Consider the following 15,097-nt stretch of genomic DNA (forward strand, 5'->3'; position numbering starts at 1 on the left):
CCCCTCTACATCCGGAAGACGCCGAAGCCGTCGGCGCCCTTCACCGGTCCGTTGTGGATCGCCGACAGGCAGAGCCCGAGGACGGTACGGGTGTCCCGGGGGTCGATCACCCCGTCGTCGTAGAGCCGGCCGGAGAGGAAGAGCGCGCCGGACTGGGACTCGATCTGCTGCTCGACCATCATCCGCATCGCCGCGTCGGACTCCTCGTCAAAGGAGCGCCCCCGGGCGGCGGCGGCCTGCCGGGCGACGATGGAGAGCACCCCGGCGAGCTGCGCCGGCCCCATCACCGCCGACTTCGCGTTCGGCCAGGTGAACAGGAACCGCGGCTCGTACGCCCGGCCGCACATGCCGTAGTTGCCGGCGCCGTAGGAGGCGCCCAGGTTCACCGTCAGGTGCGGCACGGTCGAGTTCGAGACCGCGTTGATCATCAACGCGCCGTGCTTGATGATGCCGCGCTGCTCGTACTCGGTGCCGACCATGTAGCCGGTGGTGTTCTGCAGGAAGACCAGCGGGGTGTCGGCGGCGTTGGCGAGCTGGATGAACTGGGCCGCCTTCTGCGCCTCCGCGCTGAACAGCACGCCCCGGGCGTTGGCCAGCACCCCGACCGGGTACCCGTGCAGCTCGCCCCAGCCGGTGACCAGCGCCGTGCCGTAGGCCGGTTTGAACTCGTCGAACTCGCTGCCGTCGAGCACCCGGGCCAGCACCTCGCGGGGGTCGAAGGGCACCTTGAGGTCGGCGCTGGCGATGCCGGGCAGCTCCTCCGGGTCGTACTTGGGGGGCTGGGGGACCCCGGTGCGCGGCGACGGGCCCTGCTTGCGCCAGTTGAGCCGGCGCACGCACTGCCGGGCCAGCCGGATGCCGTCCCGTTCGTCCTCGGCGAGGAAGTCGGCCAGCCCGGACGTCGAGGCGTGCATGGCCGCGCCGCCGAGGGACTCGTCGTCGGTGACCTCGCCGGTGGCCATCTTCACCAGCGGCGGGCCGGCCAGGTACACCTGCGACCGGTCCCGGATCATGATGACGTGGTCGGACATCCCGGGCACGTACGCGCCGCCGGCGGTGGCGTTGCCGAAGACCACGCTGACCGTGGGGATCTTCGCCGCGGAGAGCCGGGTCAGGTCGCGGAACACCCGGCCGCCCGGGATGAAGATCTCCGCCTGGGTGGGCAGGTCGGCGCCGGCCGACTCGACCAGGTTGACCATCGGCAGCCGGTTGGCCAGGGCGATCTCGCCGGCCCGCCGGGTCTTCGCCAGCGACCAGGGGTTCACCGCGCCGCCGCGTACCGTCGGGTCGTTGGCGACGACCAGGCACTCCACGCCCTCGACCACGCCGATGCCGGTCACCACGCTGGCCCCGACCGGGAAGTCGGTGCCGTACGCCGCCACCGGGGACAGCTCCAGGAACGGGCTGTCCGGGTCGAGCAGCAGCTCGATCCGCTCCCGGGGGAGCAGCTTGCCGCGCGCGTGGTGCCGGGTCACGTACTTCTCGCCACCGCCGGCCCGGGCCCGGTCCAGCTCGGCGTCCAGCTCGGCGAGGCGTTCCAGCAGGGCCTCCCGGTTGGCCCGGTAGGTCGGCGAGGAGGGGTCGAGCGTGCTGTCCAGTGTGCTCACAGGCCCATGCCCTTCGCGATGATCTCGTTCATGATCTCGGTGGTGCCGCCGCCGATGCCGAGGATCCGGGCGTCCCGGTAGTGCCGCTCCACCTCGGCGTCGCGCAGGTAGCCGAAGCCGCCGTGCAGTTGCAGCGCCTGGTCGACCACCTGGTCGCAGGCGGCCACCGCGACGTTCTTCGCCATCGCCACCTCGGTCACCACCGGCTCGCCGGCCGCGACCCGGGCGGCCACCTCGTGCACGTACGCCCGGGCCGCCTCGGTGCGGGTGTGCATCTCGGCGAGCCGGTGCCGGATCAACTGCCGACTGGCCAGCGGGCGGCCGAAGGTGGCCCGGTCCCGGCACCAGCGGGTGGCCAGCTCCACGCAGCGCTGCGCGGTCGCGTACGCCTGGGTGGCCAGCGAGAGCCGCTCCGCGGCGAAGTGCTGCATGATCGCGAGGAAGCCGGTGTTCTCCTCGCCGATCCGGTTGGTCACCGGCACCCGGACGTCGACGAACGACAGTTCGGCGGTGTCCGAGCAGTGCCAGCCCAGCTTCTCCAGCCGGCGCCCGACGGTGAAGCCGGGCGTGCCCTTGTCGATGACGAGCAGGCTGAGTTCGCCGCTGCCCGGGACGTCGGTGCAGACCGCGGTGGTCACGAAGTCGGCCCGTACCCCGCTGGTGATGTAGGTCTTCGAGCCGTTCACCACGTAGTGGTCGCCGTCCCGGCGGGCGGTGGTGCGGATCGCGGCGACGTCCGAGCCGCCGTCCGGCTCGGTGATCGCCAGCGCGCCGATCATCGTCCCGGCCAGGGTGGGCCGGACGTACCGGTCGACCAGGTCGTCGTCGCCGCGGAGCTGGCCGCCGCCGAGCCGGCCGCGGAGCAGGCCGCCGCTCTGGCCGCCGGCGGCGGCGACCATGTGCGGCAGCGCGATGCCGTGCGTGAAGAGCGCCGCGATCAGCCCCGACGAGCCGCCGGAGCGGATGATCTCCTCGGTGACGACGATGGAGTCGAGCAGGTCGCCGCCGCTGCCGCCGACCGACTCGGGGAACCCGATGCCGAGCAGCCCGATCTTCGCGGCGGTGGCGTGCAGCTCGCGCGGCACCTCGCCGGCCCGCTCCCAGTCGGCCAGGTGCGGCAGCACCTCCCGGGTGACGAAGGCCCGGGTCAGCTCGCGCAGCTGCCGCCGTTCCGGGGTGTCCACGATGCTCATGCGCCGGCCTCCCCTACTCGTTCCGGTGCACCCGCCGGCAGGTCCGCGGGCAGGTCGACGATCGGGCAGCGCAACAGCTCCCCGAGCGCCTTGGCCTGCGGATCGAACCGCGTGGAGGCGGCAACGCCCTGCCCGAGCAGCCCCCGCACCACGAAGTTGACCGCCCGCAGGTGGGGCAGCTCGTACCGCTCGACGGTCAGCGGGGCGGTCTCCGGCAGCAGTTCGGCCAGCCGCTCGACGGTGAGCCAGCCGCGCAGCCAGGCGTACGTGGCGTCGGTGCGGGCCCAGACGCCCAGGTTGGCGTCGCCGCCCTTGTCGCCGGAGCGCGCCCCGACCAGTTCGCCCAGCGGCGCCCGTCGGGTCGGGCCGGTACCCTCCGGCCGTGCCGGCGCACCGCCGGTGTCCGGTGCGACCTCCGTGGCCTGCGCGGCGGCGGTGCGGGTCGGCGGCGGGATCGGCACCCGCTCACCGCCGGGCAGCACCGCGATGTGCTCGACCGCGTCCTGCGGCACGGTGTCGGCGGTGAAGACCCCGTACGGGGTGGCGTCGCCGGGCAGCGTGGTCAGCGTGCAGCCGGGGTAGGAGGCCAGGGCCAGCTCCACCGCGGCCGCCGAGAAGGCCCGCCCGGCCCGCGCCTTGTCACCGTCGCGCAGGTGTACGTGCAGCAGCGCGCTCGCCGCCTCGGTGTCGGCCGCGTCCGGGTGGTCGGTGCGGGCCAGCGTGAACTCCAGCCCCTCCTTGCCGACCGCCTCCTCGATCTGCCCGCGCACCAGGGCCGCCTTGGCGGGGACGTCCAGTCCGCAGAGGACGAACGTCATCGAGTTGCGGAACCCGCCGAGGTTGTTGACGCCGACCTTGAGGGTGTCCGGCGGTGGCGTGCCCCGGACGCCGGAGACGCGGACCCGGTCGGGTCCGTCCTGATGCAGCCGCACCGTGTCCAGCCGGGTCACCACGTCCGGCCCCAGGTACGCCGGGCCGCCCACCTCGTAGAGCAGTTGTGCGGTGACGGTCTCGACGGTGACCGCGCCGCCGGTGCCCGGGTGCTTGGTGAGCACCGAGGAACCGTCCGGGTGGATCTCCGCGATCGGGAAACCGGGCCGGTGGCCGCCGTCGGGCAGCTCCGTGAAGAAGCTGAAGTTGCCGCCGGTGACCTGCGCCCCGCACTCGATCAGGTGCCCGGCGACGGTCGCCCCGGCCAGCGCGTCCAGGTCGTCCCGGCCCCAGCCGAACCGGGCGATCGCCGGCCCGACGGCCAGCGAGGCGTCGGTGACCCGGCCGGTGACCACCACGTCCGCCCCGGCGTCGAGGCAGGCCGCGATGCCGAACGCGCCGAGGTAGGCGTTCGCGGTGAGCGCGTCGGGACGGGCGAGGGCGTCGCCCTCGACGTACCCGATCCGGGCGGGGAGACCGAGCCGGTCGGCGAGCGAGCCGATCGCGGCGGCCAGGCCGGCCGGGTTGAGCCCGCCGGCGTTGGTCACGATCCGCACGCCCCGGTCCAACGCGGTGCCGAGGCAGCCTTCGAGTTGGCGGAGGAACGTCTTCGCGTATCCCAGCGCGGGGTCGCGCATCCGGTCGCGGCCGAGGATCAGCATGGTCAGCTCGGCCAGGTAGTCGCCGGTGAGCACGTCCAGCTCGCCGCCGTCGAGCATCTCCCGCCAGGCCGTGGAGCGGTCGCCGTAGAAGCCGGAGGCGTTGCCGACCCGCAGCGGCGCGCTCATGCCGGGGCTCCGGCGCCGCTCGCCGCGCGCGGCTCCCGGCCGGTGCCGGGCGGCCCGGCGAAGGCCTGGGCCACGTCCAGCCACTCGTCGGCGGTGGCGCCGGTGGCGGTCAGGGCCAGGTCGGCGCGGTGCCGGCGCTGGGTGACCAGCAGGCAGAAGTCGAGCGCCGGGCCGGTGACCCGGTCCGCCGCGTCCGCCGGCCCGAAGGCCCAGGTGTCACCGTCGGGCGCGGTCAGTTCGACCCGGACCGGGGCCGTGGGCAGCGCCCGGCCGTGGGCGGCGAAGCCGTGCCCGAGGGTACGGAAGCCGAGGTGGGCGACGTGCCGCAGCCGGTCGGTCGGGGCCCGGGTGACGCCCAGCGCGTCGGCCACGTCCTCGCCGTGCGCCCAGGTCTCCATGATCCGCGCGGTGGCCATCGAGGCGGGCGACATCCGGGTGCCGTACCAGGGCAGCTTGTCTCCCGCGGGGACGGCGGTGAGGGCGTCGATGAGCGCGGCCCGGCCGGCACGCCAGCGGGCGAGCAGCTCGGCCGGCGGGGCCAGGAACTGCTCCGCGCCGTCGTCGACGAGCCGGCTGACGTCCGGCGCCGAGGTGACCGAGGCGTAGAAGGCGTCGACGTCGGTGGCGGCGAGCCGGGCCATCTCGTCGGTCCAGGCGAGGTGGGCGATCTGGTGACCGACCGTCCACCCGGGAGCGGGGGTCGGCCGCGTCCAGGCCTGCGGGGGCAGCGGCGCGACGAGGGCGTCGAGCTGCTCGGACTCGGCGGCCAGATCCGCGAGCAGTGCTGTCAGGTCGACCATGTTGCCTCCGGGCGGGGTGTGCCGGTCAGGACGGACGGGGTCACTGCCTGTCGCGCTCAAGCCCCGCCCCGGCCGGCATGGCGCGCTCCGCTGGGCCGGCGTCGGGCGTGAGCAGGGCGGCGAGCTGGCGTTTCCAGGTGTGCAGCAGGGCGGTACGGCGGGCCGAGTCGTCATTGAGCAGGTTGGCCACGCCCAGCCCGCGGAGCAGGTCGAGGGTGGCCTGCACGGCCTCCCGTACGCCGGGGCGGCGCTCGTCGACGCCGAGCAGCGCCACGGTCAGCCGGTGCATCTCCCGGCCGACCCGGGCCTCCAGCGGCACCAGGGCGCGGCGCAGCTCGGCGTCGGTGCGGGCGGCGACCCAGAGCTCCAGCGCGGCGACGAAGAGCGGCCCGGTGAAGGCCACGCCGAGCAGGTCGACCACCCGGTCGAGCCGCTGCGGCCCGGCCGGCAGGGCCTCCGCCTCGGTGCGCAGCTCCGCCGCCCGCCGGTCGGCGAGGTGCGCGACGGCGGCGGTCACCAGGGCCGCCTTGGTCGGGTAGTGGTGCAGCTGCGCGCCGCGCGAGACGCCGGCCCGGGCCGCGACCACCGTGGTGGTGGTGCCGGACCAGCCGTACTCCACCAGGCAGTCGACGGTCGCCTCCAGCAGCCGGGCCTGGGTGGCGCGGCTGCGCTCCTGCTGAGGGACGCGCGTCGATGCGGTGGGCACGGGGACAGCGTGCCGCCCCCGAAACAAACAGTCAAGCCTGACTTTTTCTAGTCTCTGTCTGTCCGGCCCTCTGCGGGGGTGGTGTGGCGACCCTTTCGAGCTGATGACGTGGGCGGATCGCCGCCGAGTCGTTCACGTCATCAGCTCGAAAGGATCCGCGTGCTCGGCGGTGGTCAGCGACCGTCCCGGGGGCCGAAGACGGTGAGCGCGTCGGCGTCGCTGTGCCGGGAGCGCAGGTACTCGTCGGCCCACTCGGCGGCTTCGGGGAAACCCGACTCGGCGGCGACCCGGACGCAGGCGGCATCCACGTCGAACGGGGTGCGGCGTAGTTGCACGCCCGGTCCGAGCAGGGCCCACCACGCCCCGGCGCCGCCGTACGGCATCCCGATGCTGCCCGGGTTGACCACCAGCCGCCGGTCGGCCAGGCGGGTGAACGGCATGTGGGTGTGCCCGCAGACGATCGTGCCCACCTCGGCCGGCACCCCGGCGAGCACCTCCGCCCAGCGGTCCATCCGGGAGTCCACCAGCACCACCTCCTCGTCGTCGCGGGGCGTGGCGTGGCAGAAGAGCACCGGACCGAGGCCGGCCACCTCCAGGGTCACCGTCAGCGGCAGCGCCGCCAGCCGGGCCGCCTGATCGTCCCGGAGCTGCTGGGCGGCCCAGTTCGAGACCGCGATGGGAGAGCTGCGACCGGCCCGCGCCTCGACCAGCTCGCGGTCGGCGTTGCCGCCGACCCAACAGGCTCGGTCGCCGAGGTCGGCGAGCAGGTCCAGCACCTCGACCGGCTGCGGTCCGGCGGCGATGTCACCGGTGAGCACGATCAGGTCGGCGGCGGCCACGTCCGGCTCGGCCAGCACGGCCTCCAGCGCGGGCAGCGCACCATGGATGTCGGAGAGGACGGCTACGCGTTCGAGCATGCGCCCACCGTGCCGGGCGGCCGCCACGATGTCGAGGAATTCTGCGCCCGGCAGAGAGACCCCCGGACACGACGAGGCCAGGGACACCTGGGATGGCCCTGGCCTGGTCGTCGATCGGGTCAGACCCGCGCGCGGCGGGCCAGACGCTCCGGGTCGAGGATGATGATGCTCTTGCCGTCCAGCCGCAGCCAGCCCCGCGAGGCGAAGTCGGCCAGCGCCTTGTTGACGGTCTCCCGGGAGGCGCCGACGAGCTGGGCGATCTCCTCCTGGGTGAGGTCGTGGGTCACCCGCAGGACGCCGCCGTCACGGGTGCCGAAGCGGCCGGCCATCTGGAGCAGGTTCTTGGCGACCCGGCCCGGCACGTCGGTGAAGATCAGGTCGGCCAGCGAGTCGTTGGTCCGGCGGAGCCGGCGGGCCAGCACCCGCAGCAGCTGCTCGGCGATCTCGGGCCGGTTGTTCAGCCACGGCCGCAGCGCCTGCTTGCGCAGCCGCACCAGCCGGGTGTCGGTGACCGCGGTGGCCGTGGCCGTACGCGGACCGGGGTCGAAGAGCGACAGCTCACCGACCATGTCCGACGGGCCCATGACGGCGATCAGGTTCTGCCGGCCGTCGGCCGCCCGACGCCCCACCTTGATCTTGCCGGACAGGAGGATGTAGAGACTGTCGCCGGGCTCGCCCTCGTTGAACACGATCTCGCCCTTGCGGACGTCGATCGTCTCCATCTCCTTGGCGAGCGCCTCGGCAGCCTCCGGGTCGACACCCTGGAAGATCCCGCTGCGGGCCAGTACCTCGTCCATCGCGCACCTCCGGTTGCGCGCCGCCGTCCGTCGGCCGGGTCCGCCGTCCGCTTATCCCTCGCGCGCCGACAAGTCTAGGCGCACGCGAGCACGAATCAGAGGCGCACCCCTGGAATCCTGATCCTTGGACTTAACCTTCCCGCCCTGATCAGGGGCTAGTATCGCGCGGCCGTGTCCGGGTGGTGACCGGGCGTCGCCGTCGATGGCCGTAGGGTGACGGACGTGCTGAGCGACCCCGCCCTGACCAGCCGTCCCGAGGACGGCCGGGACATCCCGCTGCTGGTGTGGCGCGCCGGGGCGCCCCTGCGGGCGGTCAGCTCCGGCCCGCTCGGTGGCGGGATCGGCGTCCGGAACTGGGTGCTGAACGCGACCGTGCCGATGTCGTACCGCCGGGACGACCCGGCCGCCCACCTGGCCGCGCTGGCCGGCGGCCTCGGCCTGGCCGGCCCCGGGGTGGGCCTGCTCACCGGGGTGGACGTCGCCGAGGTGGTGGCCCGGGTCGACACCGGCGTGCGGGCCTGGGCGACGGTCGGGCTGGGCACGCCGGTCTGGGCCGCCGCGCCGGCCCCGGCGACGCCGGCCCAGCGGGTGGGCACGGTCAACATCGTCGTGTACGTCCCGGCGGCGCTCGGCGACGCCGCGCTGGTCAACGCCATCGCCACGGCCACCGAGGCGAAGGCCCAGGCGATCTGGGAGCTTGGCCTGCCCGCCACCGGTACGCCCACCGACGCGGTCACCGTGCTCTGCCCGGCCGACGGCCCCGCCGAGCCCTACGGCGGCCCCCGGTCCACCTGGGGCGCCCCGCTGGCCCGGGCCGTGCACGCCGCCGTCCGGGACGGCGGGGCGGTGCCCTGCGTGCCCTGGTCCGACCGGCGGGCGGGATGAACTTCGGTCCGAAAGGCCATCGTCGGGCCGTTACCTACCCGGTAGGGTCGCCAGCGATGTCCGCTCCCGCGTCTGCCAGGACCCGCCGCCGTGCCGCACTCGCCGTCGGCGCGGTCCTCGCTGTGCTGCTCAGCGCCGGCTGCGGCACGTCGGACGACGACGCCGCGCCGGTCTGGCAGCGCGGCGGCGGCGGGGGCGCCACCGGTGCACCGGTCCCGTCCGGCGGCGCCTCGGAGCCGGCCGGCGAGGCCGTCTCGCTCTCGGCGACCGGCGACATCATCATGGGCAACGCCCCCTCCCGGCTCCCCGCCAACGGCGGGCGGGGCTTCTTCGACGAGATCTCCGACGCGCTCGACGCCGACCTGGTGATGGGCAACCTGGAGGAGCCGCTGACCGAGGACACCGGCACCGGCAAGTGCGGGGCCAACGCCACCGCCTGCTTCCAGTTCCGGGCCCCGCCCAGCTACGCCGCCCACCTCTCCGACGCCGGCTTCGAGCTGCTCAACCAGGCCAACAACCACGGCTACGACTACGGCCCACAGGGGTACGCGAACACCCAGAAGGCGCTGGAGAAGCAGGGCCTCAAGCACACCGGCGCGCCGGACCAGATCACCGTGGTGGAGGTCAAGGGCGTCAAGATCGCGGTGGCCGGCTTCTCGTCGTACCCCTGGTCGAACAGCCTGACCGACATCGACGCCGCGACGGCGGTCGTCGAGAAGGCCGCCACCATGGCCGATCTCGTGGTGGTGCAGGTGCACATGGGTGCCGAGGGGGCCGACCGGACCAAGGTCAAGCCGGGCACCGAGCTGTTCTACGGCGAGAACCGGGGCGACCCGGTGAAGTTCTCCCACGCCATGATCGATGCCGGGGCGGACCTGATCGTCGGGCACGGCCCGCACGTGCTGCGCGGCATGGAGTTCTACCAGGGCCGGCTGATCGCCTACAGCCTGGGCAACTTCGCCGGCGGCGGCCGGTCGCTCAACCCGAGCGGGCGGCTCGGCTGGGGCGGGGTGCTCAAGGTGTCGCTCAAGCCGGACGGCAGCTTCGCCGGCGGCTCCTTCACCTCCACCCGGATGAACTCCGTCGGCAAGCCGACCATGGACTCCGCCGACCAGGGCCTCGGGCTGGTCAAGCAGCTCAGCCGGGCCGACTTCCCGCGTACCGGGGCCCGGTTCGACGCGGAGGGCAGGATCGGCGCGCCGCAGGCCGGCTGAGCCGGGCGTGGGCCCGGCGGGTGGTCGTCCCGGCGACGTAGGCTGGCCGGCGTGACCATCAGCTCCACCGAGACGGACCTCGGCCGGACCCGGCGCGCCCGGCGGATCGGCCGGGCGCTGACCGAGGCGCACCCCGACGCGCACTGTGAACTCGACCACTCCAACGCGTTGGAGCTGGCCGTCGCCACCATCCTCTCCGCGCAGTGCACCGACAAGAAGGTCAACGAGGTCACCCCGAAGCTCTTCGTGCGCTACCCGACGGCGGCCGACTACGCCGGGGCCGACCGGGCGGAACTGGAGGAGCTGATCCGGCCGACCGGCTTCTACCGCAACAAGACCGACTCGCTGATCAAGCTGGGTCAGGCCCTGGTCGAGCGGTACGACGGCAGGGTCCCCGGCAGGCTGGCCGACCTGGTGACGCTGCCCGGGATCGGCCGCAAGACCGCCAACGTCATCCTCGGCAACGCCTTCGACGTCCCGGGGATCACCGTCGACACCCACTTCCAGCGGCTCGTGCAGCGCTGGAAGCTGACCGCGCAGACCGACCCGGTGAAGATCGAGCACGAGATCGGCGCGCTCTTCCCCAAGCGCGAGTGGACCATGCTCTCGCACCGGATCATCTTCCACGGCCGGCGGGTCTGCCACGCCCGCAAGCCGGCCTGCGGGGCCTGCACGCTGGCGAAGCTCTGCCCGTCGTACGGGACCGGCCCGACCGAGCCGGCCGCCGCCGCGAAGCTGCTCAAGGGCCCCCGGGCCCGGGACCTCGCGGCCGCCGCCGGGGTCGACCCCGAGCTGGTGCCGCGGCAGGCCGTCGCCGCGGAGGTGCCGTGAACCGTCGGCTGGCTGCCCTGCTCGTCCCCGCGCTGCTGGCCGTCGCCGGCTGCACCGCCACCGGTCAGGGCAGCGCCACCACCCCCACCGCCCGAGCCGAACGCCCCTCGCCGTTCGCCGACTGCGCGACGCTCACCCGCCCGCCGGCCACGATCGGTGACGCCACGCCTGGCGCTGCCGCGACCGGCACCGCGACGCCGGGCGCCGCCGCGACCGCCACTGCCACGCTCGATGCGGCCGCGCCGGCCGCCACCGGGACGGGGGGTGCCGGGCCGGTGCTGCCGGGCCTGATCCTCTCCTGCTTCACCGGCGGCACGCCGGTGGCGCTGCGGGACGTCCGGGGCCCCGCCGTGGTCAACGTCTGGGCCTCCTGGTGCCCGCCCTGCCGCAAGGAGCTGCCCGCCTTCCAGCGGCTCAGTGAGCAGACGGCCGGCCGGCTCCAGGTGATCGGCGTCAACAGCCGGGACACCCGCAGCGCCGCCCAGTCCATCGGCGAGGACTACGGCATCCGCTTCCCGATGCTGTTCGACCAGGGCGAGGCGCTGCAACGGGAGCTGGGGCGCAACGCCCTCCCACTGACCATCCTCGTCGACGCCCAGGGCCGGGTACGCCACACCGACGCCACCGGCGCCCTCGACCACGCCCGGCTCGCCGCGCTGGTCCGGCAGCACCTCGGCGTGCAGGTGTCCCGATGAGCGCGAGGAGCGAGCCGGTCCTGCGAGTCCCGCAGTCGCGAACGAAGGTGGCACCGTGAGCGCGAGGAGTGAGCCGGTCCTGCGAGTCCCGCAGTCGCGAACGAAGGTGGCACCGTGAGCGCGAGGAGCGAGCCGGTCCTGCGAGCCCCGCAGTCGCGAATAGAGGTCACTCCGTGACCCGCCCGCCGGCCTGGATCGACCCGCTGCTCGGTCGGCTCGGCACCGCCCGGGTGGAGGACTTCACCCGGCTCACCACGCCCGAGGAGGGCGGCCGGGAGAGCGCGGTGCTGGTGCTGCTCGGCGAGGAGCCCGGCGCCGGCCCGGACGTGCTGGTGCTCCAGCGGGCCGCGACCCTGCGCAACCACGCCGGCCAGCCGGCCTTCCCCGGCGGCGCTGCCGACCCGGAGGACGCCGACGCCGCCGCGACCGCGCTGCGCGAGGCGAACGAGGAGGTCGACCTCGACCCGGCCAGCGTGACCGTGCTGGCCGAGCTGCCCAGGCTGTGGATCCCGGTCAGCGACTTCGTGGTGACCCCGGTGCTGGCCTGGTGGCACGCGCCGCACCCGGTGCACCCCCGGGAGCCGGCCGAGGTCGCCCACGTCGCCCGGCTGCCCGTCGCCGAGCTGGTCGACCCGGAGAACCGGATGCGGGTACGCCACCCGAGCGGCTGGATCGGGCCCGCGTTCTCCGTGCGCGGCATGCTGGTCTGGGGCTTCACCGCCGGGGTGCTCGCCACGCTCCTGGAGATGGGGGGCTGGGCCCGCCCATGGCCGCGTGGCCGGGTGATCGAACTGCCGCCCGCCGGGGCCACCCCGGCGCCCTCCGCCGGCACCGACGAGGTCGACGAGATGGCTGGCCCGCTGACCTGACCGTCACGTTCAGCAAGCGCTACGCCCCCGCCGTGCCCGGTGCCCGTACCCTTGACGCGTGTCCGTCGTGGATCTCGTCCTGCTCCTGCTCATGCTCGTGTTCGCGATCAGCGGATACCGCCAGGGCTTCGCCATCGGGGCGCTCTCGCTCTCCGGCTTTTTTCTGGGCGCGCTCCTCGGCCTCCAGGTCGGCCCCATCTTCGCCCGGCAGTTCGTCGACAGCGGCACCCGGGTACTGATCTCCCTGGTCGCCGTCTTCGGGTTGGCCGTGCTCGGGCAGGCGCTCGCCGGCTGGCTCGGCTCGCACCTGCGCAGGACGATCACCAACGACGTGGCGAAGCGGGCCGACGACATCGGCGGCGCGTTCGTCTCGCTCTTCGCCGTGATGCTGGTGGCCTGGCTGGTCGCCGTCCCGCTGGCCTCCTCGCCGCTGCCCTGGCTGTCCGCCTCGGTCAAGAACAGCGCGCTGCTGACCGTGGTGGACCGGGTGCTGCCCGACCGCGCCCAGGAGCTCTCCACCGCCCTGCGCGACACGGTGGACACCGACGGCTTCCCGGACGTCTTCAACGGCCTGGGCCGCACCCAGGCGCGGCAGGTCTCCCCGCCCGACCCGGCCCTCGCCGGCTCCCAGGTGGTGGCGAACAGCCAGCGGTCGGTGGTCAAGGTGCTGGGTTCCGCGCCGAGCTGCGCGCGCCGCATCGAGGGCTCCGGCTTCGTGTACGCCGACGACCGGGTGATGACCAACGCGCACGTGGTGGCCGGTACCCGCTCCGTCGCCGTGGAGCTGCGCGGCGAGCGGTACGACGGCGAGGTGGTCGTCTACGACCCGGACCGCGACCTCGCCGTGCTGCACGTGCCCGGGCTGCCCGGCCCGTCCCTGCGCTTCGCCGCCGGGCAGGCCGGCAGCGGCTCGGACGCGATCGTGCTCGGCTTCCCCCTCGACGGCCCGTACGACGCCCGGCCGGCCCGGGTGCGCGACGTCGACCGGATCACCGGGCCGGACATCTACTCCTCCGGCGACGTGACCCGGGAGATCTACACGATCCGGGCGCTGGTCCGCAGCGGCAACTCCGGCGGTCCGCTGGTCTCCTCCAACGGTCTGGTGCTCGGCGTGATCTTCGCGGCGGCGGCGGACGACCCGAACACGGGTTTCGCGGTGACGGCGGCGGAGGCGCGGCCGGTGGCGTTGGAGGGCGCGGAGCGTACCCGTGGGGTGGGCACGGGCGACTGCACCTGAGCCCCGCCGCGGCGGCCGGGTGACCGCGGCCGGGGTCAGCTCCGGGCGCGGGCGGCGGCCACGTCCCCGCCCGACGGGGTGACCCCGGGCAGCCGGGCCCTGCCCCAGTTCAGCGTCCGGTCCAGCACCGCCCGGGCCATGATCGCCACGCAGGTGCCGCCGTTGACGAAGGACGCCAGCACGTCGCTCGGATGGTGCATGCCCCGGTACATCCGGGTCAGCGCCACCCCGACCGGCACCAGGACCAGCAGGGCCCACCAGGTGGCCTTGCCCGCGGTGCTCCTCGCCCGCAGCGCCAGCAGCAGCGCGATGCCGACGTAGAGCGCCACCGCCGCCGAGGTGTGTCCGGACGGGAAGCTGGAGGTGGGCGGCGAGACGTCCATGTGTTCGACGGCCGGACGACGCCGGTCGATGGCCATCGTGGTCAGCAGGAAGACCAGCGCCTGGGCGCTGACCGCGGCGCACAGGAACAGCGGCTCCCGCCAGCGGTGCAACACCAGCCGCAGGACCAGCGCCGCCACCACGGTGACCAGGAGGATCACCTGGGTGCTGGCGAGCGTGCTGAACACCAGTGAGACGTCGTTCCAGCCGCCGGTGCGGTCGGCAGCCAGTTCCCGGTTGACCGCGTCCTCCACGGTGAACGGCCAGACCCGGTCCAGCACCCGGGTGACCAGCACCCCGAGCAGGACCATGAAGGTCAGCAGCAGGGCCACCGGCACCAGCACCCGCTTGATTACCTGCACCGCGAAGTCGGACATGGGCCGCCCATTACCCCCGCCGGGCCACAACTACGCGTCCGGCTCGTTCCGGTCGTCGGCCAGCTCCGGTTCCACGCCCTCGGCGGCAGGCCGGGCGGCGGGCCGGCCGGTCCGCTCCCGCCAGGTGGTGAACGCGGCGGAGGTCGCCGCCACCACCGCCACGCCGAGCAGCCAGCCGCCCAGCACGTCGCTGGTCCAGTGCACGCCGAGCGCCACCCGACTCAGCCCGGTCACCCCTGCGACCAGCACCGCCGCCACCCAGATTGCCACCTGCGCCGCCGTTCGCCTCCGGGCGTACGGCAGGAAGACCAGCAGCAGCACGCCGGCGGCCAGGGTGGCGTTCAGCGCGTGCCCGGACGGGAAGGAGAAGCCGGCCGCCCGGGCCACCGGGTCGAGCAGGTCCGGCCGGCCCCGGCCGACCAGCAGTTTCAGCAGCGCGCCGAGCAGCCCGCCGACGGTCATCGTGGTGACCACCCAGAGGGCCAGCCGGCGGGCCCGGCGGGTCCACAGCCAGACCACCACGGCCAGCGCCGCCACCCGCAGCGGCCCCGGACCGAAGACGGTGGTCCACCCGTTCATCACCCGCACCCAGCCCCGGTGGTCGACGGCGTAGCGGAACAGCGCGTCGGTCACCACCGCGTCCAGGTGGTGCAGCGGCGGCCAGGCGCCCACCACCAGCACGGCCAGCAGCGCGAACGGCACCAGCACCAGGAACGCCGCCGCCGAGGCCAGGGTCAGCCGCAGGCCCAGCGAGTGGTCGCGGTCCAGGCGTCGACCCCGCCAGGAGCGGGCCGACGGAGGTACGGAGGTGCGCTGGCCGGGGTTGCTCATGGCGTCAGCACTTACCCAGCGACGCGGCCGATCAGGCCG

General features: G+C 74.3%; 15 protein-coding genes. 6 read left to right on the forward strand and 9 right to left on the reverse strand.

Annotation, left to right across the window (positions count from 1 at the left end):
- Positions 1-5: 5 nt before the first annotated feature.
- The 7 genes from GA0074696_RS04430 to GA0074696_RS04460 form a co-directional block, all read right to left on the reverse strand.
- Positions 6-1,607, reverse strand: coding sequence for an acyl-CoA carboxylase subunit beta (locus tag GA0074696_RS04430; protein ID WP_088959907.1), 1,602 nt, complete (start codon positions 1,605-1,607; stop codon positions 6-8).
- The gene (locus GA0074696_RS04435; protein WP_088959908.1) at positions 1,604-2,800 is read right to left on the reverse strand and encodes an acyl-CoA dehydrogenase family protein; all 1,197 of its coding nucleotides are present in this window, start codon (positions 2,798-2,800) and stop codon (positions 1,604-1,606) included. The genes GA0074696_RS04430 and GA0074696_RS04435 overlap by 4 nt, the downstream gene beginning before the upstream one ends.
- Positions 2,797-4,518 carry an acyclic terpene utilization AtuA family protein gene (locus GA0074696_RS04440; RefSeq protein WP_088959909.1) on the reverse strand — a complete coding sequence of 574 codons (1,722 nt, stop codon included), beginning with the start codon at positions 4,516-4,518 and terminating at the stop codon, positions 2,797-2,799. Before GA0074696_RS04440 ends, GA0074696_RS04435 begins: the two co-directional genes overlap by 4 nt.
- On the reverse strand, positions 4,515-5,318 hold the full coding sequence (locus GA0074696_RS04445; protein WP_088959910.1) for a TIGR03084 family metal-binding protein: 804 nt from the start codon (positions 5,316-5,318) through the stop codon (positions 4,515-4,517). The genes GA0074696_RS04440 and GA0074696_RS04445 overlap by 4 nt, the downstream gene beginning before the upstream one ends.
- 40 nt (positions 5,319-5,358) lie before the next feature.
- Entirely contained in the window at positions 5,359-6,024 is a 666-nt protein-coding gene (locus tag GA0074696_RS04450) for a TetR/AcrR family transcriptional regulator (RefSeq protein WP_088959911.1), read from the reverse strand.
- Positions 6,025-6,197: 173 nt separating this feature from the next.
- Complete coding sequence (locus GA0074696_RS04455) at positions 6,198-6,941, reverse strand: metallophosphoesterase family protein (protein WP_088959912.1); 744 nt, start codon at positions 6,939-6,941, stop codon at positions 6,198-6,200.
- 119 nt (positions 6,942-7,060) lie between these two features.
- Positions 7,061-7,738, reverse strand: a complete 678-nt coding sequence (locus GA0074696_RS04460) for a Crp/Fnr family transcriptional regulator (RefSeq protein WP_067306583.1) — start codon at positions 7,736-7,738, stop codon at positions 7,061-7,063.
- A gap of 222 nt (positions 7,739-7,960) precedes the next feature.
- On the opposite strand from GA0074696_RS04460, the gene GA0074696_RS04465 reads away from it, so the two are divergent.
- The 6 genes from GA0074696_RS04465 (at position 7,961) to GA0074696_RS04490 (ending at position 13,469) form a co-directional block, all read left to right on the forward strand.
- On the forward strand, positions 7,961-8,623 hold the full coding sequence (locus tag GA0074696_RS04465; RefSeq protein ID WP_088964352.1) for an adenosylcobinamide amidohydrolase: 663 nt from the start codon (positions 7,961-7,963) through the stop codon (positions 8,621-8,623).
- A gap of 56 nt (positions 8,624-8,679) precedes the next feature.
- Complete coding sequence (locus tag GA0074696_RS04470; RefSeq protein WP_088959913.1) at positions 8,680-9,837, forward strand: CapA family protein; 1,158 nt, start codon at positions 8,680-8,682, stop codon at positions 9,835-9,837.
- 51 nt (positions 9,838-9,888) lie between these two features.
- Positions 9,889-10,668 carry an endonuclease III gene (gene nth / locus GA0074696_RS04475; RefSeq protein WP_088959914.1) on the forward strand — a complete coding sequence of 260 codons (780 nt, stop codon included), beginning with the start codon at positions 9,889-9,891 and terminating at the stop codon, positions 10,666-10,668.
- Positions 10,665-11,363, forward strand: coding sequence for a TlpA family protein disulfide reductase (locus GA0074696_RS04480; protein WP_088959915.1), 699 nt, complete (start codon positions 10,665-10,667; stop codon positions 11,361-11,363). Before nth ends, GA0074696_RS04480 begins: the two co-directional genes overlap by 4 nt.
- A 173-nt stretch (positions 11,364-11,536) precedes the next feature.
- Positions 11,537-12,232: an NUDIX hydrolase gene (locus GA0074696_RS04485; RefSeq protein ID WP_088959916.1), complete on the forward strand. Its 696-nt coding sequence runs from the start codon at positions 11,537-11,539 to the stop codon at positions 12,230-12,232.
- Between the two features lie 58 nt (positions 12,233-12,290).
- On the forward strand, positions 12,291-13,469 hold the full coding sequence (locus GA0074696_RS04490; RefSeq protein ID WP_088959917.1) for a MarP family serine protease: 1,179 nt from the start codon (positions 12,291-12,293) through the stop codon (positions 13,467-13,469).
- 35 nt (positions 13,470-13,504) lie between these two features.
- On the opposite strand, the gene GA0074696_RS04495 is transcribed toward GA0074696_RS04490, so the two are convergent.
- On the reverse strand, positions 13,505-14,227 hold the full coding sequence (locus tag GA0074696_RS04495) for a phosphatase PAP2 family protein (protein ID WP_088959918.1): 723 nt from the start codon (positions 14,225-14,227) through the stop codon (positions 13,505-13,507).
- Between the two features lie 30 nt (positions 14,228-14,257).
- A complete protein-coding gene (locus tag GA0074696_RS04500) occupies positions 14,258-15,058 on the reverse strand; it encodes a phosphatase PAP2 family protein (protein ID WP_088959919.1) in 801 nt (266 codons plus the stop codon).
- Positions 15,059-15,097 lie beyond the last annotated feature (39 nt).

Source organism: Micromonospora purpureochromogenes, from assembly GCF_900091515.1.
Lineage (GTDB): Bacteria > Actinomycetota > Actinomycetes > Mycobacteriales > Micromonosporaceae > Micromonospora > Micromonospora purpureochromogenes.